Raw genomic sequence first — 21,867 nt, forward strand, 5'->3', positions numbered from 1 at the left:
GCTGTTGTCAGGAGCCCGCAACCTGTAGTGCCTGCTGCTTCGCTACGATTACCTCATGCTGGCGGCCCGCATCAACGCATCCTGCAGCGTCGCGTTGGCCAATTGCGACCGGAAGGCCTGCAGCGTATTCACGCTTGCGTCGATTGTCATCAGGCTCCGGATGCTCTGGTTGTCCATGCTGTTCTGAATCACCGTGGTGGGCGTGCCGGCCAGCGCCGCCACCGCGGCCGAGTTGCCAGGGCCGTTCTGGATCACGTTCAGCAAGCCGTTGGTCACCACCCGGCCCGTGCCGGTCGACACCACGGCAGCGGGCAGGCCGGCCGCGCCCGCGGCGCCGCTGGCACTGGCGCTGCCGCCGTTGGCCGCAGCCGACGTCGCCGAGGAAGCCCCTGCGGCGCCGGCACTCGCACTACCGGCGGACCCGTTCGCGCCACCCTGAGCGCCGGCCGTGACGCCCGCCAGCGCGCTATCGACCGCGGCGTTGGTGGAAGCAATGATGGCGGGGCCCAGCGTCGTCGCCAGGCGCGCCGCCTGGTCCGCGGTGATGCGTCCGACGTCCGGGATGTTAATGCTGGTTGCGACGACCAGGGCCCCGTTGATGTACACAGCGCGTTCGATACCGAACGAAACCTGCAGGCCCGACATCTCGAAGCCGCCCCGCATCTCGTCAAGCTTGTCATGTGCGACCGGTTTCCAGCCGGCCATGCTGCCGCGCGCGGCAGCCACGGGTGTAGGGTCCCGGTCGCCGGCAAAAGCGGCCTGCGACGGCAGCGCCGACGGGTCGAGGCTGTCGGGCTGGGGTAGCGAACTGGCATGTGCCACGCCGGCACAGGCCAGGCCCGCACCAAGCAGCATCGCGGCCGCCGACGTGGCGGTGCGAGGCGCTGCTGGGGTCGGGAGGGAAGTCTGCAACATGATGCATTCCTCAGAAATCGCCAACGCCATGCTTGGGCATGACGGTGAAGAACAGGCTATCCCGGTTGACTCCCATCCAGTAAGGGCCGCTGGGCGCCAGGCGCCAGTCCGCGGCCAGGTTGAAGCGCGCGTTGTCCGTGCGGTTGTGGATCACGAACAACAGCTGGCTTTCCCATACTTTCTCGAAGTGCTCGCGTGACATGGCACGTGTTCCGCGGGCCGGATCACCGACCAGCACGCGGTTGCCTTTGACACCCTTGACCACCACGAAATGGTGGTAGCCGTTTTCCACGATCAGCACGATGGCCGGGATCTGCGTTTCCTCGAGCTTGGACAGCGGCAGCTCATAGCCGTCCGCCTCGTAGCCCAGCGCTGCCAGGAAACGTTTCATGTCCAGCAGCGAGAACCCCTCGGCGCGGATCTTTGCCTGGTCACCGTTGAGGTACATGGTCTGGAACACCGTGGCCTCGTTCATCGGATGGCCGTACTGGTAGGTCAGCAGCGTGGCCACCGCGGCAGAGCCGCAACTGAAATCGTATTGCTGGCGGATCGTGGATTTGAAGCGCGCTTCGCGAACACTGGTGACCCTGACGCTGTAGGGTTCGCCGACCGGCCCGTAGAGATAGACATCCGCGGCATTGGCGCACGGAATGGCCCCCGTGGCCAGCACGAACGGTACAGACGCCAACAGGTTGCGCAGCAGCTTCATTATTTGAACTGGACGTTGAGGATCGTGGCGTTCTGGATCAGCACGTTGGAGCCGGAATTCTGGATTGCCGTAGGAATTCCAGAGGCGTTCGCGAACGCGCCGTCCGCAATATTGTTCGCACCGGACAACACATTGACTGCCGCGTTGTCAGCCACGGTGCCGTGCAAGCGCATGTCGTTGACAGTGACCTCCGAACCACCGCGGATATCGTCTAGTTTAGTCACAGGTACAGCTTTCGCCACCGCGCCGAACAATGTGGTATCGGCTGGGGCTGCAGGTTGCGTGTGAGCAACAGTCTCCTGAGGGATGCTTGCAACACTGCGTGCGGCTGCCATGGCCTCATCCAGCCCTGGCGGCTCTGCACTTGCCTTAAGTGCAGGACAAGCAAGTAGGACCGTCGCAAACGCACTGACGGCAATGCGGACCGATTGCATGGTGTCATCCTCCCCAGGCCTCGTGCACGTACCCTGTCCCGGGCGGCACTAAGGCATATAGGCTTGCGTGGACGCGACAGGACCCGTGCGCCCGCACACAGGATGCGGGCGCCGGTCCTGCCGACATGGCATCGCGAAGTGCCGGCCCGCCCTCGCAAGAAGCTCAGGCAGGGCCGAGTCTGCGTGTATCAGGGGCCAGCGTTGACGTTGGCCTGCACGTTCACGCTCATCTGCGTCAGCGAGGCGGCGCCGCTGTTCTGGCTCGCCATCATGATGCCCGCCGCGGACTGACCGACGCTGGTCATCAGGTTGGACATGTTGAAGTCGCCTGTGGTGACGACGACGTATCCGCCAGCGCCGCCAGCGCCACCAGCGCCGCCGTTGCCGACACCGCCAACGCCACCGGTACCGCCGGTGCCTGCACCGCCAGCGCCACCTGAGCCGCCGGCGCCGCCGCTACCCGTGGTAGCGCTGCCGTTCGAGGCCGAGGTGCTGGCGCTGCCTGCAGATGCCGCACCACCAGCGCCACCGCCGCCGCCGGAAGCCGTCTGCGTGCCACCGGCACCGCCAGTGCCCGAGCCAGCGCCGCCAGTTGACGACGAGCCCGCGGTGTTCGTGCCGCCGGCGCCGCCGGAGCCGCTGCCCGCACCACCGGTCGCCGTCGCGCCGGAGCTTCCGGAACCGCCTGCGCCACCGGTAGCACCCGCTCCGCCGCCCGTGCCAGAGCCTGCGCCAGCCGTGTTGGTCCCGGCCGCGGCTGCGGTGCCACCCGCAGCGCCTGCACCGCCCGTGTCGGTACCCGCACCGTTAGCACTGCCGCCCGAGCCGCCAGAGCCGCCGGCTGCGCCGGCCAGACCGCCAAGGGCTCCGCTGGCCCCCAGGGCATCACCGCCGATCGCACCGGCGCTGCCGCCACGGCCGCCTGCACCGAGCGAAGCGCTCAGAGCACCGCCACCCTTGCCAAAGCCATCGCCACCGCTGGCGCCCGCAGCGCCTGCCGCGCTAAGCGCGCTGCCGCCCTTGCCATAGCCGTCGCCGCCATTGGCACCCCAGTTGGAGGCACGTCCGCCGTCGCCGCCATCGCCTGCCTTGGCCGAGCCTGCCTTGGCCCAACCAGCCGTGGCGCTGCCATTGGTTGCGGTGGCGCTACCGCCCACTGCACCGACGGCGCCGTCGCCGCCCGAACCACCTTGGCCAGTGCCGCCGGCGCCGCCCGTGCCGCCCTTGCCACCGTAGCCGGTGCCGCCGTTGGCACTACCGGTGTTCGTGGCAACGTTGCCAATGCCATAGATGTTGTTGCCGCTCACGGTGCCATTCAGCTTGCTGAGCGCGATTGCCGTGGTCTTGTTGAACGAACTGGCGATGCTGGACGATGCGGCGCCGCCAACAGCCGCCGCAGTCCCGATGCCGTCAGCCGAAGCCTTCAGGCGGTTGTCGGAATTGGTCTTGCTCTTCGTCTTCGTGACCGTGGTGGTCCGCGTGTCAGTACTGTTGTCGGTGCTGTTGTCGTTCTTCTGGATGGCCTTCGAGAACTCATTTGCCGATGCGCCGGCGCCGCTTTGGGCCGAGGTTGCCGTTGCCGTTTGGTTGTTGTCCCCCCCTCCGCTTACACCATCATTGAGGTTGATCGGATTGGCCCATGCCTGCCCCGCAAATGCCATGGCAATTGCCGACGCCAGTAAGGTCTTTTTCATTCCTAGCTCCCAGGAGTATTCACAGTGTCACTGCGGCTCAGCCTCCGGCCGGCGCTCACGTCCGGAACGACGGCTGGAGGTTCAGGTCCGGCAACTGCCAAACCGACCACCCCTAGCGCATAATCGGTGCCAGGTTCGCCACGTGAGGCGGCAAACCCTTGTAATACAAGGCCTGCCCGGTGCCAGCCGGGGAACTTTCTAGCCGCTTGCGCCATCAATGGGGTCCCGCCTGCTGTGCACGCCAAACGACATGTCACACCGGTGTGACAGCGCCCCCCAAGGCGGCTCAGGGGCTTCGCCACCCCTCCAAAAAAATTAATTAGATTTCAATGGCTTACTGATCGCCTTGGGAGTTGCCCGATGCGCCATGCCACGTATCGGCCCTGAAACACGATTCCCGAGGTGCCGCCGTCGTCTCCCATGTGGGCTGCCTCACATTGCGGCGATGTCCGTTTTTCGCCGCCAGATTCCGGTCATCGGTGCGTTCCTCAGGAAGCCCTTCGCCTGGCCCCGGCGGGGCGCCACCGGCACGCGCACGAGCGCCGCCGTGTGATCGGCCACTGGCTTGGCGCGATGCGGATGTCATGCTGAAGCGGCGCGCGCACACGTTGTATCCGAAGCGCCTCAGCCGCTGTCCGTGCTAGGCTCTATGTCTGATTTAAAGTACATTAGAGGCATTACAGACTTGTTATCTCTCCACAAGGGAAACCATGAGTGAAGCCGTCGTTCCCCTGTATCACCAGATTTACGTGGTACTGCGCCAGCAGATCGTCGAAGGACGCTTCGGCCAGGGTCCCCTGCCGGGAGAGATCGACCTGGCCAAGCAGTTCCACGCCTCGCGCGTGACCATGCGCCGCGTGTTCGACCGGCTGGTGCAGGAAGGCCTGGTGCGGCGCCATCGTGGGCTCGGCACCTTCGTCAACCCGCACCCCGTGCGTCCCGCGTCGGCCACCGAGGAACGCGGTGCGAGCCTGCTCGACAACATCATCGACATGGGCCAGAAAACGTCGGTGAAGGTGATCTCGATCGACGAAGTCCACGCCACGCCCGACGTGGCCGAGTCGCTGCAGCTCCAGCCGGGCGACCCGGTGATCAAGATCGTGCGCGTGCGCCACTACCGCAACCGGCCGCTGTCGCATATCACCGTCTACCTGCCCGCGGACCTGGGCCGCCCGATCTCGCGCAAGGCGCTCGAGGAAACCCCGGTGCTGCGCCTGCTCGAGGCCGGCGGAGTCAAGCTGGGCCGTGCCAGCCAGGTACTGTCGGCACGCCTGGCAGACGTGGTGGTGGCGCCGCTGCTGGACGTGCCGGTGGGCGGCGCGCTGCTGGCGGTGCGCCGGGTGGTGAAGGACCAGGGCGGGCGCCCGGTGCAGCTGCTGCTGGGGCAGTACCGTCCCGACCGCTACGAATACCGCATGGAACTGTCGCCCGCCGGCGTGGACAGCGCCAACGTCTGGGTGGAAAGCGAGACCCGCCCCGGCCTGCGCGACTGAGCCTGCCCGCGCGCCGCAAGCCAAAGGATGCGCGGGCACCCGAGTCGGGCGATACTGCGCACTCCCGATCACATCTAGCGAGGAGTCGTCATGCCAGTGTTCCGCCTGGTTTCGTCCAGCCCGACCCGTCAGTCTCCGCCTGTGTCCGCGCGCCGCACCGCGCTGCGCCGCGTTTCCGGCCTGGCCGCCCTGGCCGCCTGCGGGCTGATCCTGCCGCCTGGCGCCGCTGCCCAGGGGCAGGGCCAGGTCGCTGGCGGCAAGCCGATCCGGATCCTGGTGGGCGCCCCCGCCGGCGGCACCACCGACACGCTGGCGCGCACCATCGCCCAGGAGATGTCGCAGCTGCTGGAGCAGTCCGTGGTGGTCGAGAACCGGCCCGGCGCAGGCGGCAATATCGCCGCCGATCTGGTCGCCAAGAGCGCGCCGGACGGCAGCACGCTGCTGATGAGCTTCACCAGCCACACCATCAACGCCACGCTGTACAAGAAGCTGCCCTTCGACCCCGTGCAGGATTTCACGCCGGTCACACTGGTCGCCACCGTGCCCAGCGTGCTGGTGGCCACGCCGAAGCTGCCGGCCAACAACGTGCCCGAGCTGATCCGGCTGGCGCGCGCCGAGCCGGGCAAGCTGAACTTCGCCATCGGTTCGGTCGGCTCGTCGCTGCACATGGCCGGCGACATGTTCAAGATGATGACCGGCACCTATATCGTCAACATCCCGTACAAGGGCACCGCGCCGGCGCTTACCGACGTGCTGGCCGGACAGTGCGACCTGATGTTCGCCAGCACGATCAACGTGCTGCCGCACGTGCGCGCGGGCAAGCTCAAGGTGCTGGGCGTGACCAGCCCGGCGCCGATGCCCCAGTTCCCGGGCGCGGCGCCGATCGGCGCAACCGTCAAGGGTTTCGAGTCAAGCGCGTGGTTCGGCCTGTTCGGCCCGGCCGGCATGCCTGCGGAGCTCACACAGGCGCTCTACCAGGCGGCGCGCAAGGGGCTGGAGTCGCCCTCGGTGCGCAAGCGCCTGGAAAACGACGGTGCGCAGCCGGTGGGCATGGCGCCCGAGGCATTTGCTGCCTTCGTCAAGCAGGACGTCAAGCGCTGGGCATCGGTGGTCAAGTATTCGGGAGCATCGCCGGAATGAGCGTGCCTGCGGACTCCCCTTGCGCGGAGGCGGTGGCCAGGCCGGCGACGCTGGCCCAGAAGCTGGTCGCCCGCGCCGCCGGACTGGACTATGCCGAGATCGGCACGGTGGCGATCTGCCGGGTCGACCTGGCGATGTCGCACGACTCCAGCGGCCCGCGCCGGGTTGCGCCGCTGCTGCACGAGCTCGGCGTGAGCGTGTGGGACCCGTCGCGCTATGTCGTGGTGACCGATCACTTCGTGCCGGGCGGCGATGCCCAGGCCGAATCGATCCTGCGCTTCACCCGCGACTGGACGCGCCAGGCCGGCGCCGAGCTGATCGATGCCGAAGGCATCTGCCACGTGGTGCTGCCCGAACGCGGGCACGTGCTGCCGGGCCGCCTGATCGTCGGCGGCGACAGCCACAGCCCGACCGGCGGGGCGTTCGGCGCCTATATGTTCGGCGTGGGCGCCACCGAGATGGCCGGCGTGCTGGCCACCGGCGAGATCTGGCTGCGCGTGCCGCACACGATCCGGCTGGAATGGGACGGCGTACTCGCAGCCGGGGTCTGCGCCAAGGACATCAACCTGTTCCTGTGCGCCACGCTCGGCCTGGGCGGCGGACGCTACGAAGCGATCGAGTACACCGGCAGCGCCGTTGCCGCGCTGCCGATGCAGGAGCGCATGACGCTGGCCAACATGAGCGCCGAACTGGGCGCGCAGACCGGCCTGGTCGCCCCCGATGCGGTCACGCTGGACTGGCTGGCACAGGCCGGCGTGCCGGCGCAGGTGCTGGCGCAGATCGACCTGGCGCACTGGCGCACCGACGCGCAGGCGCCGGTGCTGGCGCACCACCGCTTCGACGCCGCGGCGCTGGCGCCGCAGGTGGCCGCGCCGCATTCGCCGGCCAACAGCGCGCCGGTCGACCAGGCCGCCGGCGAGCCGGTGCAGATCGCCTACCTCGGCGCCTGCACCGGCGCCAAGCTGGAAGACCTGCGCATGGCCGCGCGCGTGTTGCGCGGACGCAGGGTCGCGCCGGGCGTCAAGCTGCAGGTGGCCGCCGCCTCGCGCCGCGACCAGCAGCAGGCCGAACGCGAAGGCACGCTCGCCATCCTGGCCGAGGCCGGCGCCAGCCTGCTGCCCAACGCCTGCGGCGCCTGCGCGGGCTATGGCGCCGCACGCTTCCCGGCCGGCAGCAGCGCCATTGCCTCGACCGCCCGCAATTTTTCCGGCCGCATGGGCGATGCCGGCAGCGCGGTGTGGCTGGGCTCGCCGATGACCGTGGCCGCCAGCGCTGTCACCGGCCGCATTACCGACCCGCGCACCTTGCTGCCATAAAGACATAGACATAGCGACGCGGCCTGACCACGTGCCCCGCGCAGGCGGGCCTGACCTCTTGCATGACTGCCCTTACCGCCCCCACACCGGCCCCCACACTGGCCCAAACCGCGGCCCAAACCACGGCCCCAACGCCGGCCGGCCGCATCTGGCGTTTCGGCGACAACGTCGACACCGATGCCATGGCTCCCGCCGTGCTGATGAAATCGCCGCTGCCCGTGCTGGCGCGGCACTGCCTGGCCTCGCTGCGCCCCGAGTTTCCAGGCAGCGTGCGGCCGGGCGATGTGCTGGTAGCGGGCGCCAACTTTGGCATCGGCTCCTCGCGCGAGCAAGCGCCGCAGGCGCTGCGCGAGCTGGGTGTGGGCGCGGTGGTGGCGCAGTCGTTCGGCGGGCTGTTCTACCGCAACGCGATCAACCTGGGACTGCCGGTGCTGGTGTGCGCGGAGGCCGCCCGGCTGGCCGACGGCGCCCGGGTGGCACTGGACCTGGAGACGGCGCTGCTGCGCCTGGACGACGGCAGCACGGTGGCGTGCGAGCCGATCCCTGGCTTCCTGCGCGAAATCCTCGGCGCCGGGGGGTTGGTTCCGCACCTGAAGCGGCGCCTGGCCGCCCGGGCCTGATACTGACGCTGACGCGGACGCTGGCGCTGGCGCGTCAGCCCGCGCGCGTGGGGGTGGCCTGGCGCAGCAGCCCGAGCGCCTCGTCGTCGCTGGTCTGCGTGAAATCCAGGTAGAAAGAGCCAACCGCGCCGAAGTTGGGCGGCGTATTCAGGCAGATCACCTCGTCGGCAGCCGCCTCCAGGCTGGCCAGCCCTTCCTGCGCGCCGACCGGCGTGGCCGCGATCACCCGCGCGGCGCCCGCCATGCGCACGCCTTCCAATGCGGCACGCATGGTCGCGCCGGTGGCGACGCCGTCATCGACCACGATCACGGTACGCCCGGCCCGCGCCAGCACCGGCGCGCCGCCGCGATAGCGCTGCTGGCGCCTGGCGATCTCGTCGAGCTGGCGCCCGCGTTCGGCATCGAAGCTGCCGCTTTCCACCGCTCGGCGCGCCCAGGGATCGTCGTTCACCACCGTATGCGGCCCGCCGCCGGCGGCATCGCCCTCGACCACGGCGCCCAGCGCCAGCTCCGGGTAGCCGGTGGCGCCGATCTTGCGCACCAGCAGCACGTCGAGCTGCGCACCGAGCGCGCGCGCCACCTCGAAGGCGACCGGCACGCCGCCGCGCGGCAGCGCCAGCACCAGTGCGGGCTGGTCGAGCTTGTCGGCGCCGAAGCCCAGCTCCGCCAGGCGGCGGCCAAGGTAATGGCCGGCTTCGCGGCGATCGGCAAAGCACGGTGGGACTGACATTGCGCGCTCCCGGTTGGCTGGCCGGCAGGTTCCCGGCCGGAGCACCGCACGATGGTGCCCCACGGCCAATATAGACCTTGCCGCGGAAGGCGTCGGCGCAACCGGCGAGTTGCATTAATCCGCCGCCAACGTCTCACAAGGCACCGCGATTGGACGCGATTGCGCAACAGTGTGTTCAACGCAGGGGGGCTGATCGCGAGGCCCGGGCGCATTAGGATGGATGCGTTGCCAATCGCCGGCCCGTCCGGCCTTCGACGTACCGCAAAAATGACTTCGCAAGCCCACGCCCAGCATCCCGCCCAGCAATCCGACACCACTGAAGCCGCCAGCCTGAACGCGCCCGACATCCCCTTCGGCTCGCTCGAAGCCGCCGCGCTGGCCGAACTGCCGTACACCTTCCGGCCGTCCGGCACCTGCACCCGCTACTACAACGAATACTTCGGCTGACGCTTGCGCTAGCCGGCGTCCGGCGCCGCCGCGCCGGAACTCATGACACGCTCGCACAGGGCGGCCAGGCGCGCGGCCATGTCGCGCGCCGGGGCCGGCAGGTCCGGCTGCGCGTGCAGGCTCAGCTCGACGTCCGGCACCGCCGCCGGCCAGCCGCCGCCATCCAGCACCTCGTGATGCGCCGTGGCCAGCCGCCGCGGCAGCAGCGTGATGCCGAGCCCGTCCGCCACGGCGGCCAGTATGCTGGCCAGGCTCGCGCTGACAAAGGCGATGCGCCAGCGCCGCCCGCCGGCGTCGAGCGCGTGCGTCATCTCGCCGCGGTACAGCCCGCCGGCGGGAAAGGCCACCAGCGGCACCGGATCGCGCGCCACCGCCGGGCGGCTGCGGCTGTCGATCCAGCACAGCGGCTCGGGCCAGCTCGCCATGCCCGGCGCCTGCGCCACGCGCTGCTTGACCAGCACCAGGTCTAGCTCGCGGTCCTGGAAGCGCTGCCACAGCTCGTGGCTCATGCCGCTGGTCACTTCCAGGCGCACCCCGGGCCAGTCGTCGGCAAACCCGGCCAGCACCGGCGTCAGCGGCCGCGCGGCAAAATCCTCGGGCACGCCGATGCGGATCTCGCCCTGGCCGGCGCTCTGGCGCAACTGCCCGACCGCCTCGGCCATCAGCTGCTGCAGGCGGCGCGCGTAGCCCAGCAGCCGCTCCCCCTCCGGCGTCGTCACCACGTAGCGCCCGCCGCGGTCCAGCAGCACGCAGCCGAGCTGGTCTTCAAGCCGCCGCACCTGCTGGCTGACGGTCGACTGGGTCAGGTGCACGCGCTGCGCTGCGCGGGTAAAGCTGCCGCTTTCCGCCACGGCGACAAAACTCTGCAACAGCACGGGATCGAGTCGGGGGTCCTGCATGGCCGGCTTTCCATTGGGTTTTCCACTGCCGGCGATTTCATCATTTAATTTCCCAATCACCAAGCCCCCGCGTACAGTGTGCAGCCTGCCACCTGCCATGCCGCAAGACTTGCGAGCGTGGACTCACTTTTCGGGATCCCTGCGCAAACCATGACCACTCACCAGGAATTCATGCGAGAGGCCGTGCGCCTTGCCGCGGCCAATCGCAAACGCGGCGGTCGTCCGTTCGGTGCCGTGCTGGCCATCGACGGCCAGGCCGTTGCCACCGGCGTGAATGACATCGTGCACAGCCACGACCCGACCACCCACGCCGAAATGGAAGCGGTGCGGGCCGCGGCGCGCAAGCTGGGCCGTCCGGACCTGCGCGGCAGCGTGGTCTACGCCAGCGGCCATCCCTGCCCGATGTGCCTGGCGGCGATGACCATGGCCGGGGTGCAGGCGGTCTACTACGCCTTCGACAACAACGATACCGCGCCCTTCGGCTTGTCCAGCGAGGCCGCCTACCAGGCGCTGCGCCTGCCGCTGGATCCGCCCCCGCTGCCGCTGACGCGCTTGCCGGTAGACCTGTCCGCCGCCCAGCTCTACGGCCCGCGCGCGCCGCACGCTCCGCGCGGCTGACATGGCGGACATGGCACAGGCGCCCGACCTAGCCGGCGCCGCGGCGTGCGCGCGCGGCGGCAGGGCCCCGGCGCGCTGGCTGGTGCTGGCCGCCGTGGCAGGCATCGGCCTGAACCTGCGGCCGTTCCTGACCGCGGTGGGGCCGCTCGCGCCGTCGATCCGCTCCGGCACCGGGCTCACGTACCAGGGCATGGCCTGGCTGACCTTGCTGCCGATGCTGCTGATGGGCGTGGGCGCGTTCTTCGGCCCCGCGCTGCGCGCCCGCCTGGGCGCGCGCAACGCGGTGCTGGGCGCGCTGGCGCTGCTGGGCGCGGGCTGCGCGCTGCGCCTCGGCGTGACCGACGCCGGCTGGCTGATCGCCTCGGCGGCGCTGTGCGGGCTGGGCGTGGCCGTGGTGCAGGCAGCCTGCCCGGGACTGGTCAAGCAGGAATTCCCCGGCCGCGTGGCCCCGGTGATGGGACTGTACTCGGCCGCGCTGATGGGCGGCGGCGCGCTGGGCGCGCAACTTTCTCCCTACGTGACGGCGCTGTCCGGCAGCTGGCGCGAGGCGCTGGCGCTGTGGGCGCTGCCGGCGCTGGCCGCTCTCGCGCTGGCCTGGGTGGCGCTGCCGCGCGCGCATCGCAACGACCGGCTGCCGGACCACGCGGCGGCGCGCAGCCAGTCCGCGGGCCAGTCCGCAGCCATTACGCGAACCCTGCTGCGCCGGCCGCGCACGTGGTTGCTGATGGGATGCTTTGGCGTGATGAATGGCGGCTATGCCTCGCTGGTGGCCTGGCTGGCGCCGTTCTACCAGGGCCACGGCTGGAGCGCACCCGCCAGCGGCGCGCTGGTGGCGCTGATGGCGGTGGCGCAGGCCGGCGCGGCGCTGCTGCTGCCGGCGCTGGCGGCACGGCGCGTCGACCGGCGCGCGTGGATGTTGCTGGCGCTGGCGATGCAGGTGACCGGCTTTGCCGGGCTCGCGCTCTGGCCCGACGCAGCGCCGTACGCATGGGCCGTGATCGGCGGCGCCGGGCTGGGCGGCTGCTTTGCGCTGTACCTGGTGGTGGCGCTGGACCACCTGCCCGACCCGGACAGCGCCGGCGCGCTGAGCGCGCTAATGCAGGGCGGCGGCTTCCTGCTGGCGGCACTGGCGCCGTGGCTGACCGCGATGCTGCAAGCCCATACCGGCGGCTTTGCCGCGGGCTGGTGGTACCACCTCGGCTGCGCCGCGCTGGTGGGCGTGCTGACGCTGCGCCTGAACCCGGCCAGCTTTGGCGCGGCCTACGCCGCGCCGGCGCCGGCGGCCAGGCCGTCGACGACAATCGACGACAAGCCCGTAAGCCCTCAATAGGTCTTGTAGGGCAGGAACTTGCCCGACATCTCGATGCGCACCCGATCCCCGTTGGGGTCGGGTTCGCGCTGCAGGTCCATGCGGAAATCGATCGCGCTCATGATGCCGTCGCCGAACTCCTCGTGGATCAGTGCCTTGAAGGTGGTGCCGTACACGCTGACCAGCTCGTAGAAGCGATAGATCAACGGATCGGTCGGCACCGCCGTTGGCAGCGAGCCCTTGTACGGCACCTCGCGCAGCCAGGCCTCGGCCTCGGGCGGCAGCCCGAAGATCTCCGCCACCGCGCGCGCTCCGGCCTCGTCGAACGTCATCTGGCCGAGGCACGCGGCCGTCGTCCATTCCTTGCTGCGGCCGACACGCTCGGCAACCTGCGCCCAGGTAATGCCGCGCCTGACCTTGGCTTCGATGATGAGATCGGTGACGTCGCTTCGGTTCATGCTGCCTCCATGGCTATGGCGTGGATGGAAGCCATGCGGAGCGCCACCGCCCATTGGCGGCAGGTTCAGCGAGTCAGCGCGGTTTCGACCGTGGCCGTGGCATCCGGCGTCTCCAGCTCCTGCGGCAGCGCAAACAGCGCAGCGGCGGGTGGCGACAGCCCCTGCAAAAACTGCAAGGCAAGCACGATGAGCATGATTGGCATGGCGCCTCCTTCAAGCACACGTGGCAGATTCCACTTCCTGGCCCGACCGGGTTCCGTCTGGCACTCCGTCTGGCACTCCGCCACGCGCAAGCTTCATGCCATTGGCGCAATGCCCCGGAGCGGCCGTACTGGCATCCCGCGCGCACCGTGACGAGCCAGCCCGGCACGCAGCGCGAGCCATGTTGAAGCATGCTGCACCGTCCCGGTCCCGGCAAGGACTGCAGGCAAGGCTTCGGCATCGGCGCCGGCCGTACCCGTTTCTGCGTCAGAAGTGGCAGTGCGCCGGCCGCCCGGCCGACACGCTGGCGGCCTCCCGACGCACGCGCTTGCTTGCTAGGTTTATTTCCGATGTAACGTCACATTACGCCACCCGAGGGCTGGCCGCACCCATCCGCGGTGCCGCTCCGGCGTGCGGCGCGCCTTGCCGTACAAGGCTCCGTAGGCATCGCCAGGCAGCGCGCGCCCGATCGCGCCCGATCTCGCGCGATTAAGCCCCATGTGAGACAGCCTTACAAGTGCAAGCACGCAGCGAGGGGGCCGGTCGCTACATTGAAGCCGTGTCCAACGCGATCCCGCCAGGAGCCCAGAAATGAAACGAGCCCTTTCCCTGGTCGTGCTGCTGTCGACCACGGCCGCACTGCTTTCCGCCTGCATCGTCGTGCCGCCGCGGGGCGGCCCGCCGCCCCGCTACCACCATCACTACGACCGGTATTGATCCCCTGGATTGATCCCCGGATTGAGATTGATGATCGCTTGCCTGATTGCCTGACCACCACCGCCCACAAGGAGCCATTCCATGAAACGCCAGCTCATGCTTGCAGCAGCCGTCCTCGCCACGGGCGGTGCCTTCGGACTCATCGCGCCCGCCGAAGCCCATCCCACGGCCGTCGCCCACGGCTATGGCCATCCGCCGCCGCCGCGCTATGAGCCGCATCCCGCCGCGCGCCGCGGCCAGGTCTGGGTGCCCGGCCACTGGGTCGGCGCTCGCGGCAGCTACGACTGGCGCCCCGGCTACTGGCAGGCGCAACGCCCGGGCCACCGCTTCGTGCCCGACCGCTGGGTGCGCGGACCGAACGGCTGGGTGATGCGCCCCGGCTACTGGACCCGCTGACTGACAAGGCCTGAAACCGGCTTGCCACCTTGTCTGATGCAGTTGGTGGCAAGCCGGGTGCAGACCGGTGCAGCAGCCTTCCCAGGTCTCATGCCGAGGGTGTAGCCACTCCTCATCCAGAAGCACTAGGCCATGCGCCCGAGCGCGTCATTAATCGTGCAGATATATTACGAAGCCCCGTATCAAGCTGCCGTTTCATTATTGCGCCACCTGCATGGGCGATATATTCCGTACACCCCACGATGGGGTTACCAATCCCTCTCACGAGGGCTTTGGATAATGCGATCTGTTTCAACGCTGCAACCAATTTAATTTCGGTTGTCACATCGGTGAAACTGCCCGGACCCGGCACCAGCGCGGCGTTTGCGGAACCTGGCATGGCGCATTTGGGTGAATTCTTAAAGGATTATGACGCGTCTGTCATTCCCACCCTGCCTCGTCCCAAATCCGCTCGCTTGCAATCCACTCAACCAGCCCATAAGATGAATTTAAGCCGATTTAGGAGCGAGAATCTTTCGGGTTCGGGTTCGGGTCAACCATCCAGCCATCGACAAGTTCCATCCAGAAGAACGGAACTGCCGGGGCATGGAAGCATGGGGGTCACACACGCGGTCAGGCACCAATGGTGGCTGACGTCCTGCACTGCCCTCCATACGCAAAGCGCCCCGCAGTCCGCTCCCGAGCAAACGGGGAGTGAAGTCGATGAACGCGTTGCTGATCGAGGAGCATCCGCTGCTCCGGCTCGGGCTGTTGCAGATGCTCGAGAACATCCAGGAATCCGCCCAGGTGGCAGCCATCGCGCCCGCGGACATCGCCAGGCTGGATAGCCGGCACCACCATGCAGACCTGCTCGTGTTTGGCATGCCCGCCGAATCCGGTCCGGGCTGGGCACAACTCGAACAGGCGCAGGCCGTGCTGCAGCCGCAGCGCGTGCTGATCCTGGCCGACGTACTGCCCTTGCACGTGCCCAATCCGGAAAGCGCCCGCGGCGTGTGCGGCTGCCTGCCGAAGACCGCTTCGCTGGCGGTGATCGAGGCGGCCATCCGCCTGGCCATCTCCGGCGTGCAGGGCCTGCTGTTCTCGGCCGAAACCGGGACCACGCCTTCCGCCTCGCGCTCGGCCATGCCGGCGGTGCAATCGCTCGCCTCGGCCGCGCCGCTGCCCTTGCCGGCGAACCTGCCCACCGAATCGCTTTCGCTCGCCTCATGCGCCAGCGCGCAGCGCAGCACGCCGCGCGCTACCGTGGCGGTGCGCGACCTGACCGACCTGAGGCCCGGCCAGCCGTTGCCCGCGCCAGACGCCGCCGGCGCCATGCCGATCGGCGAGGAAGAACCGAGTTACGGCGAAGCGGAAATGCTCAAGATCACGCCGCGCCAGTATGAAGTGCTGGTGCTGCTGGCACGCGGCTATCCGATCAAGACGGTCAGCCGCATGCTGAATATCTCGGTGGCCACGGTGAAAAGCCACGCCTGCACGCTGTACCAGCGGCTCAAGGTGCGCAACAAGGGCGAGGCGGTCTACGCCGCCCTGCAGCGCGGCGCGACGCTGGAGTGGGTCAGCGGCGACGAACGTTTTTCGCGCGACAGCAGCGCGCGCCCGCTAGCCGCATCCCGTGGTGGCGACGCCGCATTCCAGGCCACCAGCACGGCGCTGTAACACCAGACGCTGCGCCGTACCCGCGCAAGACGGGCCGGCGCAGTGCCTGGATCTGTGGATCACAGGGGGTCAAACATGCCGGCACGCACTTTCATGCCGACCTTTTCGGTGTGTGTCGCCACGTGCGACCAACCTGAAGGCCTGCGGCACACGCTGCAATCGGTAGCCGATTCCACCATGCCGCCGCATCAGCTGATCGTCACGGACGACAGTCACGGCTACGACACGCGCGAAATGATGCGCCGCGACTATCCGGACATCACCTATCTGGAAGGTCCGCGCCGCACCAGGGCCGCAAACCGCAACCGTATATTGCCCGTTGCCACCGGTTCGCACGTGCTGTTCCTGGACGACCGCACGCGGCTGGGGCCAACCTTCCTGCAGCAGATGGCCGACTGCCTGGCTGACGACTACATGCACCGCACGGCATCGGGCTGCGCCACACCGCTGATCGTGACGGGTACGGACATGTGCCAGGGACAGCGCGGCAAGCCGCGCAAGGCAGCCTTTCTGGGCTACCCGTCTCTGGACTACAGCCATGGCGAGCGGCTGTGCTCAGTGGTGCTCCACAGCACCGTGTTCCCGCGCGAGTTGTTCGACCATATCCGCTTCTGCGAGCAGCTCGCGGCAGGCTACGAGGACTGCGAGTTCGCCAGCCGCGCGGTGTACGAGTTCGGCCACCGCATCGCGCTGGTACCAAGCGCGGTCAATCAGTACATGGTCTCCGTCGGCCATGACGAGGACACCGAGCCGGCCAGCGCGGCGTCGCGCCTGTACGTGACCTACCGCCGCCACGGGCGCAGCCAGCACCGTCCGGTCAGGGCGGCGCTGTTCCTGGCGGTGGCGCTGCCACATATGCTGGCGCGCAATGTGCGCCAGGCAGGCTGGCATGGCGCGGTGCCGGCGTGGGACACGACACGGAAATTGTGGGCGCTGCTGCGCGCCGACCGGCAGCCGCAGGCGCGCGGCGCAGCAGCCGGGACAAGCCTGCCGGGATCCATGGCCTGAGTGGCGCCGCGCAGGGTGGCAGCGTACCCGTTTCTGCGTCCCACTCCGGGATCAAACTAGCGCCGGTACGCCGGAAAGTATCCGCGCAGGTCCGCCAACTCCTGCTCGCCAGCCTTGCCACCGCCGCACAACGCGGCGTAGCGCTTGGGATCGACAATCAGGCGCTGGGTGCGGAACATCCGGGTGTCAGGCGAGAAGCCTCGCTTGAAGCGAAGCAACGAATCCTGCTCCCCGTTGCTCCCACGCCCCCCGCCCAGGTTCAGCACGCGATATCCGTGCTCGCGGCCCCATTGCCGCTGCGCGTGAATGAGCAGTTTCAGCGGCTGGCGATTCAGGGCGCGATCGTCGGCGCCATACAAGTGCCCCTGCAAGATGCCCGACGACGGCGCCACGGTAAGCAGCGCTGCGGCGATGGGCATGCCAGCCTCCTCGGCGACGAACAGCTTCAGCAGGTCACCGAGTTCATGGCGCAGTGTGTGGTAGTAGCGCTCATCAAAGTAATAGAATGCCGGTGCCCCCAGCCGCCGCATCGACGCGTTGTACATTGCGAGGAAGCTGCCCAGTGCGCCAAAGGACTCGTCGATGCGCACAGTGATACCGGCGCGCATGGCCCGGTTGATATCGCTGCGGTGACCATGCGCGGTGTCGCGCCAGTGCGCGGCCTCGCTCTTGGTCAGGTCAATCGTGACCGTAGGGCCTTGATCCACCACCTCGCCGACTGCGCTGTTCCAGCTTGAATTGAGGAGCGGATGCAAACGGATGAACCAGGACACGCAGCCATCGGCGCGCAAGATGGCGATAGCCTTGCGCAGTGCGGCATCGGCAAAGTCCTGCCCGGCGCCCTCGCTCAGGAGCGGCCCGCCGTAGCCGTAGGGCGAGACGGCATCCCACTCCCCACAGCCAATGGCGCGCCTTACCAGCGGCAGCAGCAACTCGGCCTCACCGTCGCGGGCATATAGCGCCCCTGCGCTGCCACGGTCGCCGAACTCCGCCGCACGCGCCCAGCCGGGCATGTGGTAGCAGTCGTGACAGCGGCGCCGCAGCACCTCACCCCAGGCGGTGTCTGATGGAGCGAGCAGCTGGATCTTCATGACGTCACAGGTTGCGGTTCAGGCTGCCTGCCGGTCTGCACAGTTTGTCCTCCCACGCGAAAAAAACCTGGCGCACCAGCACGAAGGGACCCCACGGTGTCCAGCCGGATCAGCGTTGGCCGGTGCATCATCGCTGCATGGCGCCGGCGCAATCCCGAGTCGCATCGTGCATCGCCACGCCTTCCACGTCCTGCCTTGCTCCCGTCGGCAGGGTTGCACGAAGGACTACCTCGCGCACCACCCGCGCAGCCAGGGCAATCTCGGCCTCGGTCAGGGTGGGATGTACCAGCAGCATCAGGCTGCATTCACCCAGCAATCTGGCATTGGGCAACCGACACGGCGGACGCCAGCCAGTGTCATCGAACGCCTTCTCGAGATAAGCCTCCGAGCAGCCGCCCACATAGCAGGGCACCCCAGCTGCCTGGATCTCGGCAACGATGCGGTCACGGCTCCAGCCTTCCCTGAGCAACTCCGGGTGGACGAATGCATAAAACTTGTACCACGCAGGCCGGGCATCAGGTGGGCAGGCGGGCAGCCAGACTGCAGCGCATTGCCGAAGCGCGCCGGCAATGACCTCTGCATTGGCAGCGCGCTGCGCCGTCCATTGCTTCATGCGCGCAAGCTGTATGCGCCCGATCACCGCCTGCATTTCCAGCATGCGCCAGTTGGTACCGAAGGACTCATGCAACCACCTGAATCCCGGGGGATGCTGGCGCCCATAGACCGCATCCCAGTTCTTGCCATGGTCCTTGTACGACCACATGCGCAGCCAGAGGTCTCTTGCGCTGGTCGTCACCATCCCGCCCTCGCCGCCGGTGGTCATGATCTTGTCCTGGCAAAAGGACCAGGCGCCCACATCCCCAATTGCGCCAACCGAGCGCCCTTTGTAGCGCGCGCCATGTGCCTGCGCGCAATCCTCGATCACCTTGATGCCATGCTCGCGCGCCAACGCCATGATCGGGTCCATGTCGCAGGGTATGCCGGCCAGGTGCACGCAGATGATGGCTCGTGTCCTTGGCGTCAGCACCTTGCCGATCGTCGCTGCGGAAAGATTGCCACTCGCAAGCTCGACATCGGCAAAGACTGGCGTTGCACCCGCATTCACCACGCATGAAATGCTGGCGATAAACGTGCGTGGCGTGACCACGACCTCGTCGCCTGGGCCAATGCCTAGCGCCTTCAGCGCGACATCGAGCGCAAGCGTCCCGTTTCCCAGCGCAATTGCATGCGGCGTCCCCACCCAACTGGCAAATTCCTCCTCGAACTCCCGGCATTCGGAGCCTGTCCAGTAGTTCACACGATTAGACAACAGCACCTTCTGGACGGCAGCCGCCTCGTCGGCGGTGAAACTTGGCCAGGGAGAAAAGCTGGTATCCAGCATGGTCGTCCACCTCAGCAATGGAAGTCGGAGCGGGTACTGCCGCGCAGGCCAGGTGTCAACTAAGCACCCGCTGGAATGCCATCATCTAACCAGACTTGCATTGGCACGTGAAGGCCACCATGTGGACTAGGACACTCAGATGAGGCGCCATGGTGAGGGCGCGCGCCGGCGCCCATTGCGTACGCAAGCCCACGTTGCGGTGTTGCAAGAGAAGCGCCAGCAACAATAATTGCTTCAGTCTGGAGTGGTGCCGAAGCACCCAGTCATGCTGACGGGCTGACGGGCTGACGGACGGGCCAACGGACGGGCCAACGGACGGGCCAACGGGCAAATCGGAAGCCATTGACAGAAGAAGCCTCAAGACAATGCAAAACCGTGTGCAGCCATTCTTGTTCGTTCCGCCAGTAGGGCATCCTTGTCGCAGCCTGGTCGCCACCAGGTCCCTGCACCCTGCGGTGCATGGAGGTTCCGGCAAATGACCAGACTATTTTCGCGCTGGCTGATTGCGCTGCCCCGACGCCGCAAGGTCGCGCTCATGATATCGGCTGACCTGCTTGCGCTGCCGCTGTGCTTTGCTTTCGCTTTGTTCCTGCGCGTCGGCAATTTCGAGTTGCTGGCCCAGTACGGCATCACACCGCCGCTGATCATTGCGGCCTGCACGATTCCCGTGTTCTCGCTCAGCGGCCTGTATCGGACCGTCGTGAGGTATTTCGACCTGAAAGTCCTTTGGACGACTGGCACCAGCCTGGCCTGCATCATCGGGATCACCTATGCGCTGTCGTTCCTGGTGCACCTCGACCGGCTGCCTCGCACCGGCCTGCTGATCTACTGGTTCATCGCTTTCTCCTATGTCGTAATCTCCCGCTTTGTCGCGCGTGCATTGCTGATGCGCTCGCTCCAGTCCCGGCAGGTGCAGGCCGAGCCAGCGCCTCTGCGCGTGGCAATATTTGGAGCCGGCGAGGCGGGCTTCCAGCTCGCCATCGCCATGCGATCCAGCCTGCGTCACAAGGCGGTCTGCTTCTTTGATGACGACTTCGCGCTCGAGGGCAAGATCTTTGCCGACCTCCCCGTCCATCACAGCAACCAGATGCGCGCGCAGATCCAGAAGTACGCGATCAATGAAGTCGTGCTGGCCGCGCCGACCCTGCCCATAGAACGCCGCCGCCAGCTTGTGGAGAAGTTGCACCACTATGCGGTCAGCGTGCGCACAGTGCCCACCCTGCTCGAACTGGTCGACCGGCAGATCACCGTGCAGTCCATCCGTGACATCAGCGTGGAAGACTTGCTGGGCCGCGACATCGTCCCCCCACGTGAAGACCTGTTCGCCAAGTGCACGCTACGCAAGACGGTAATGGTCACCGGCGCGGGTGGTTCCATCGGCAGGGAGCTATGCCGTCAGATCGCCACGCAGGGACCGCAGCGACTGATCCTGTTCGACCACTCCGAATATGCCCTCTACGCGATCGCAGAGGAGCTGCGGCAGCGCTATCCTGAACTGCAGATCGATGCCCGGATCGGCTCCGTCTGCGATTCCACCGCAATGTCCGCGGCACTGCGCGGTCAGCAGGTCGACACCATCTATCACGCCGCGGCTTACAAGCATGTGCCGCTGGTCGAAGTGAACATGCCGGAGGGCATTCGCAACAATGTGTTGGGTTCCCAGACCGTCGCCGACCTGGCGGATCATTTCGGCGTTCAGACCTGCGTGCTGGTTTCCACCGACAAGGCGGTCCGCCCTACCAATGTCATGGGCGCAAGCAAGCGGATTGCAGAACTCGTTTTCCAGGCTGCCGCCGCCCGCCCCAATACGAGAACTACGTTCTCGATGGTGCGCTTTGGTAATGTATTGGGCTCATCCGGGTCGGTGGTGCCGCTGTTCCGCAAGCAGATCCGCGCGGGCGGGCCCATCACAATTACGCATCCGGATGTCATTCGCTTCTTCATGCTGATCCCCGAAGCGGCACAGCTGGTAATACAGGCCGGCGCGATGGCCAAAGGTGGCGAAGTGTTCGTGCTCGACATGGGCAAGCCGGTCCGCATCATCGACCTTGCCCGCACAATGATCGAGATGTCCGGGTTGGTGGAAAAGACGCGCAAGAACCCTGCCGGCGACATCGAGATCAAAGTCGTAGGGCTGCGCCCGGGCGAGAAGCTTTTTGAAGAGCTTTTGATCGGCGGCGAGGTGACGGCCAGCGGTCACGAGCGCATCATGTGCTCGAACGAACCGTTTCTCGAAGCCGCAGAGTTGCAGGCGAAGCTCCAGCGCCTGCTCGCAGCCTGCGACACCCGCGACGAGCTGGAGATCCAGATCGCCGTACAGAGCCTGGTTTCCGAGTACACCCCCTACAGCTCCCTGGATTCGCCCGCCCGCAAGGTGCTGGCACCCGCACCGCCGCCGTTGCGCGGCGTTACATCGCGCCGGAACCCGTCCCCGGAAGTCGGCGTGGACCTGCAGCCCCCAACATTGTCCAATCCGAGCGAGGCTGGCTGAAGGCGGCCGGCCAGGTGCCCGTGACAGCAACGCAGTAACCCAATTGCCGAGCCAGGTCCTGCACGGCCCCGTGTGGCTCGGCACAGCTGAGCGCGCGCCTGGTCCGAGGGCCATGCATTTCCGAGCGTTCCGAGCGTCAGGCAG

The 21,867-nt window shown here is 67.6% G+C and carries 22 protein-coding genes; 12 read left to right on the plus strand and 10 right to left on the minus strand.

Translation table 11 applies throughout. The annotated features are described in order from the left end of the window. Positions 1-48 precede the first annotated feature (48 nt). From E1J61_RS27705 to E1J61_RS27720, 4 genes are all read right to left on the minus strand, one after another. The gene (locus tag E1J61_RS27705; RefSeq protein ID WP_133097129.1) at positions 49-915 is read right to left on the minus strand and encodes a flagellin; all 867 of its coding nucleotides are present in this window, start codon (positions 913-915) and stop codon (positions 49-51) included. 10 nt (positions 916-925) lie between these two features. Next, complete coding sequence (locus E1J61_RS27710) at positions 926-1,624, minus strand: C39 family peptidase (RefSeq protein WP_133097130.1); 699 nt, start codon at positions 1,622-1,624, stop codon at positions 926-928. Further along, positions 1,624-2,058, minus strand: coding sequence for a hypothetical protein (locus tag E1J61_RS27715; RefSeq protein WP_133097131.1), 435 nt, complete (start codon positions 2,056-2,058; stop codon positions 1,624-1,626). The genes E1J61_RS27710 and E1J61_RS27715 overlap by 1 nt, the downstream gene beginning before the upstream one ends. Positions 2,059-2,246: 188 nt before the next feature. Beyond that, positions 2,247-3,752 carry a hypothetical protein gene (locus tag E1J61_RS27720; RefSeq protein ID WP_133097132.1) on the minus strand — a complete coding sequence of 502 codons (1,506 nt, stop codon included), beginning with the start codon at positions 3,750-3,752 and terminating at the stop codon, positions 2,247-2,249. A 710-nt stretch (positions 3,753-4,462) separates the two neighbouring features. Here E1J61_RS27720 and E1J61_RS27725 point away from each other — a divergent pair. The 4 genes from E1J61_RS27725 to E1J61_RS27740 all read left to right on the plus strand — a co-directional run bounded on the left by E1J61_RS27725 (position 4,463) and on the right by E1J61_RS27740 (position 8,321). After that, complete coding sequence (locus E1J61_RS27725; protein ID WP_133097133.1) at positions 4,463-5,245, plus strand: GntR family transcriptional regulator; 783 nt, start codon at positions 4,463-4,465, stop codon at positions 5,243-5,245. A 90-nt stretch (positions 5,246-5,335) separates the two neighbouring features. Then, positions 5,336-6,385, plus strand: coding sequence for a tripartite tricarboxylate transporter substrate binding protein (locus E1J61_RS27730; RefSeq protein WP_133097134.1), 1,050 nt, complete (start codon positions 5,336-5,338; stop codon positions 6,383-6,385). Beyond that, entirely contained in the window at positions 6,382-7,701 is a 1,320-nt protein-coding gene (locus tag E1J61_RS27735) for an aconitase/3-isopropylmalate dehydratase large subunit family protein (protein WP_133097135.1), read from the plus strand. Before E1J61_RS27730 ends, E1J61_RS27735 begins: the two co-directional genes overlap by 4 nt. Before the next feature lie 62 nt (positions 7,702-7,763). Next, entirely contained in the window at positions 7,764-8,321 is a 558-nt protein-coding gene (locus E1J61_RS27740) for a 3-isopropylmalate dehydratase (RefSeq protein ID WP_133097136.1), read from the plus strand. Between the two features lie 34 nt (positions 8,322-8,355). Here the strand turns inward: E1J61_RS27740 and E1J61_RS27745 are convergent, their stop codons facing one another. Continuing rightward, positions 8,356-9,051, minus strand: coding sequence for a phosphoribosyltransferase (locus tag E1J61_RS27745; protein WP_133097137.1), 696 nt, complete (start codon positions 9,049-9,051; stop codon positions 8,356-8,358). 267 nt (positions 9,052-9,318) lie between these two features. Between E1J61_RS27745 and E1J61_RS27750 the strand changes: the two genes are divergently transcribed. Next, positions 9,319-9,498 carry a hypothetical protein gene (locus E1J61_RS27750; protein WP_133097138.1) on the plus strand — a complete coding sequence of 60 codons (180 nt, stop codon included), beginning with the start codon at positions 9,319-9,321 and terminating at the stop codon, positions 9,496-9,498. Between the two features lie 8 nt (positions 9,499-9,506). Here E1J61_RS27750 and E1J61_RS27755 read toward each other — a convergent pair whose 3' ends face one another. Beyond that, positions 9,507-10,397, minus strand: a complete 891-nt coding sequence (locus E1J61_RS27755; protein ID WP_133097139.1) for a LysR family transcriptional regulator — start codon at positions 10,395-10,397, stop codon at positions 9,507-9,509. Between the two features lie 150 nt (positions 10,398-10,547). Here E1J61_RS27755 and E1J61_RS27760 point away from each other — a divergent pair, with 150 nt between their 5' ends. Together E1J61_RS27760 and E1J61_RS27765 are read left to right on the plus strand one after the other, a co-directional pair. Beyond that, positions 10,548-11,015: a nucleoside deaminase gene (locus E1J61_RS27760; protein WP_133097140.1), complete on the plus strand. Its 468-nt coding sequence runs from the start codon at positions 10,548-10,550 to the stop codon at positions 11,013-11,015. Between the two features lie 10 nt (positions 11,016-11,025). Further along, positions 11,026-12,345, plus strand: a complete 1,320-nt coding sequence (locus tag E1J61_RS27765; RefSeq protein ID WP_240745751.1) for a cyanate transporter — start codon at positions 11,026-11,028, stop codon at positions 12,343-12,345. Here E1J61_RS27765 and cynS read toward each other — a convergent pair. Further along, positions 12,339-12,782 carry a cyanase gene (cynS, locus tag E1J61_RS27770; RefSeq protein ID WP_133097142.1) on the minus strand — a complete coding sequence of 148 codons (444 nt, stop codon included), beginning with the start codon at positions 12,780-12,782 and terminating at the stop codon, positions 12,339-12,341. The genes E1J61_RS27765 and cynS overlap by 7 nt on opposite strands. A gap of 65 nt (positions 12,783-12,847) precedes the next feature. Further along, positions 12,848-12,985 carry a hypothetical protein gene (locus E1J61_RS37525; RefSeq protein WP_165971554.1) on the minus strand — a complete coding sequence of 46 codons (138 nt, stop codon included), beginning with the start codon at positions 12,983-12,985 and terminating at the stop codon, positions 12,848-12,850. A 589-nt stretch (positions 12,986-13,574) separates the two neighbouring features. Here E1J61_RS37525 and E1J61_RS38690 point away from each other — a divergent pair. The 4 genes from E1J61_RS38690 (at position 13,575) to E1J61_RS27785 (ending at position 16,760) form a co-directional block, all read left to right on the plus strand. Then, positions 13,575-13,700: a hypothetical protein gene (locus E1J61_RS38690; protein WP_255519748.1), complete on the plus strand. Its 126-nt coding sequence runs from the start codon at positions 13,575-13,577 to the stop codon at positions 13,698-13,700. Between the two features lie 81 nt (positions 13,701-13,781). Further along, complete coding sequence (locus E1J61_RS27775) at positions 13,782-14,096, plus strand: YXWGXW repeat-containing protein (protein ID WP_133097143.1); 315 nt, start codon at positions 13,782-13,784, stop codon at positions 14,094-14,096. A 702-nt stretch (positions 14,097-14,798) separates the two neighbouring features. Continuing rightward, on the plus strand, positions 14,799-15,752 hold the full coding sequence (locus tag E1J61_RS27780) for a LuxR C-terminal-related transcriptional regulator (protein WP_133097144.1): 954 nt from the start codon (positions 14,799-14,801) through the stop codon (positions 15,750-15,752). A gap of 75 nt (positions 15,753-15,827) precedes the next feature. Continuing rightward, the gene (locus E1J61_RS27785; protein ID WP_133097145.1) at positions 15,828-16,760 is read left to right on the plus strand and encodes a glycosyltransferase family 2 protein; all 933 of its coding nucleotides are present in this window, start codon (positions 15,828-15,830) and stop codon (positions 16,758-16,760) included. 56 nt (positions 16,761-16,816) lie between these two features. On the opposite strand, the gene E1J61_RS27790 is transcribed toward E1J61_RS27785, so the two are convergent. Together E1J61_RS27790 and E1J61_RS27795 are read right to left on the minus strand one after the other, a co-directional pair. Next, positions 16,817-17,851, minus strand: coding sequence for a GNAT family N-acetyltransferase (locus E1J61_RS27790; RefSeq protein ID WP_133097146.1), 1,035 nt, complete (start codon positions 17,849-17,851; stop codon positions 16,817-16,819). Positions 17,852-17,978: 127 nt separating this feature from the next. Beyond that, positions 17,979-19,232, minus strand: coding sequence for a DegT/DnrJ/EryC1/StrS aminotransferase family protein (locus E1J61_RS27795; RefSeq protein WP_133097147.1), 1,254 nt, complete (start codon positions 19,230-19,232; stop codon positions 17,979-17,981). A 475-nt stretch (positions 19,233-19,707) separates the two neighbouring features. Here E1J61_RS27795 and E1J61_RS27800 point away from each other — a divergent pair, with 475 nt between their 5' ends. Beyond that, the gene (locus tag E1J61_RS27800) at positions 19,708-21,723 is read left to right on the plus strand and encodes a nucleoside-diphosphate sugar epimerase/dehydratase (RefSeq protein WP_133097148.1); all 2,016 of its coding nucleotides are present in this window, start codon (positions 19,708-19,710) and stop codon (positions 21,721-21,723) included. Positions 21,724-21,867: the final 144 nt, after the last annotated feature.

The sequence above is a fragment of the Cupriavidus sp. L7L genome, assembly GCF_004353535.1.
Classification (GTDB): Bacteria; Pseudomonadota; Gammaproteobacteria; order Burkholderiales; family Burkholderiaceae; genus Cupriavidus; species Cupriavidus oxalaticus_A.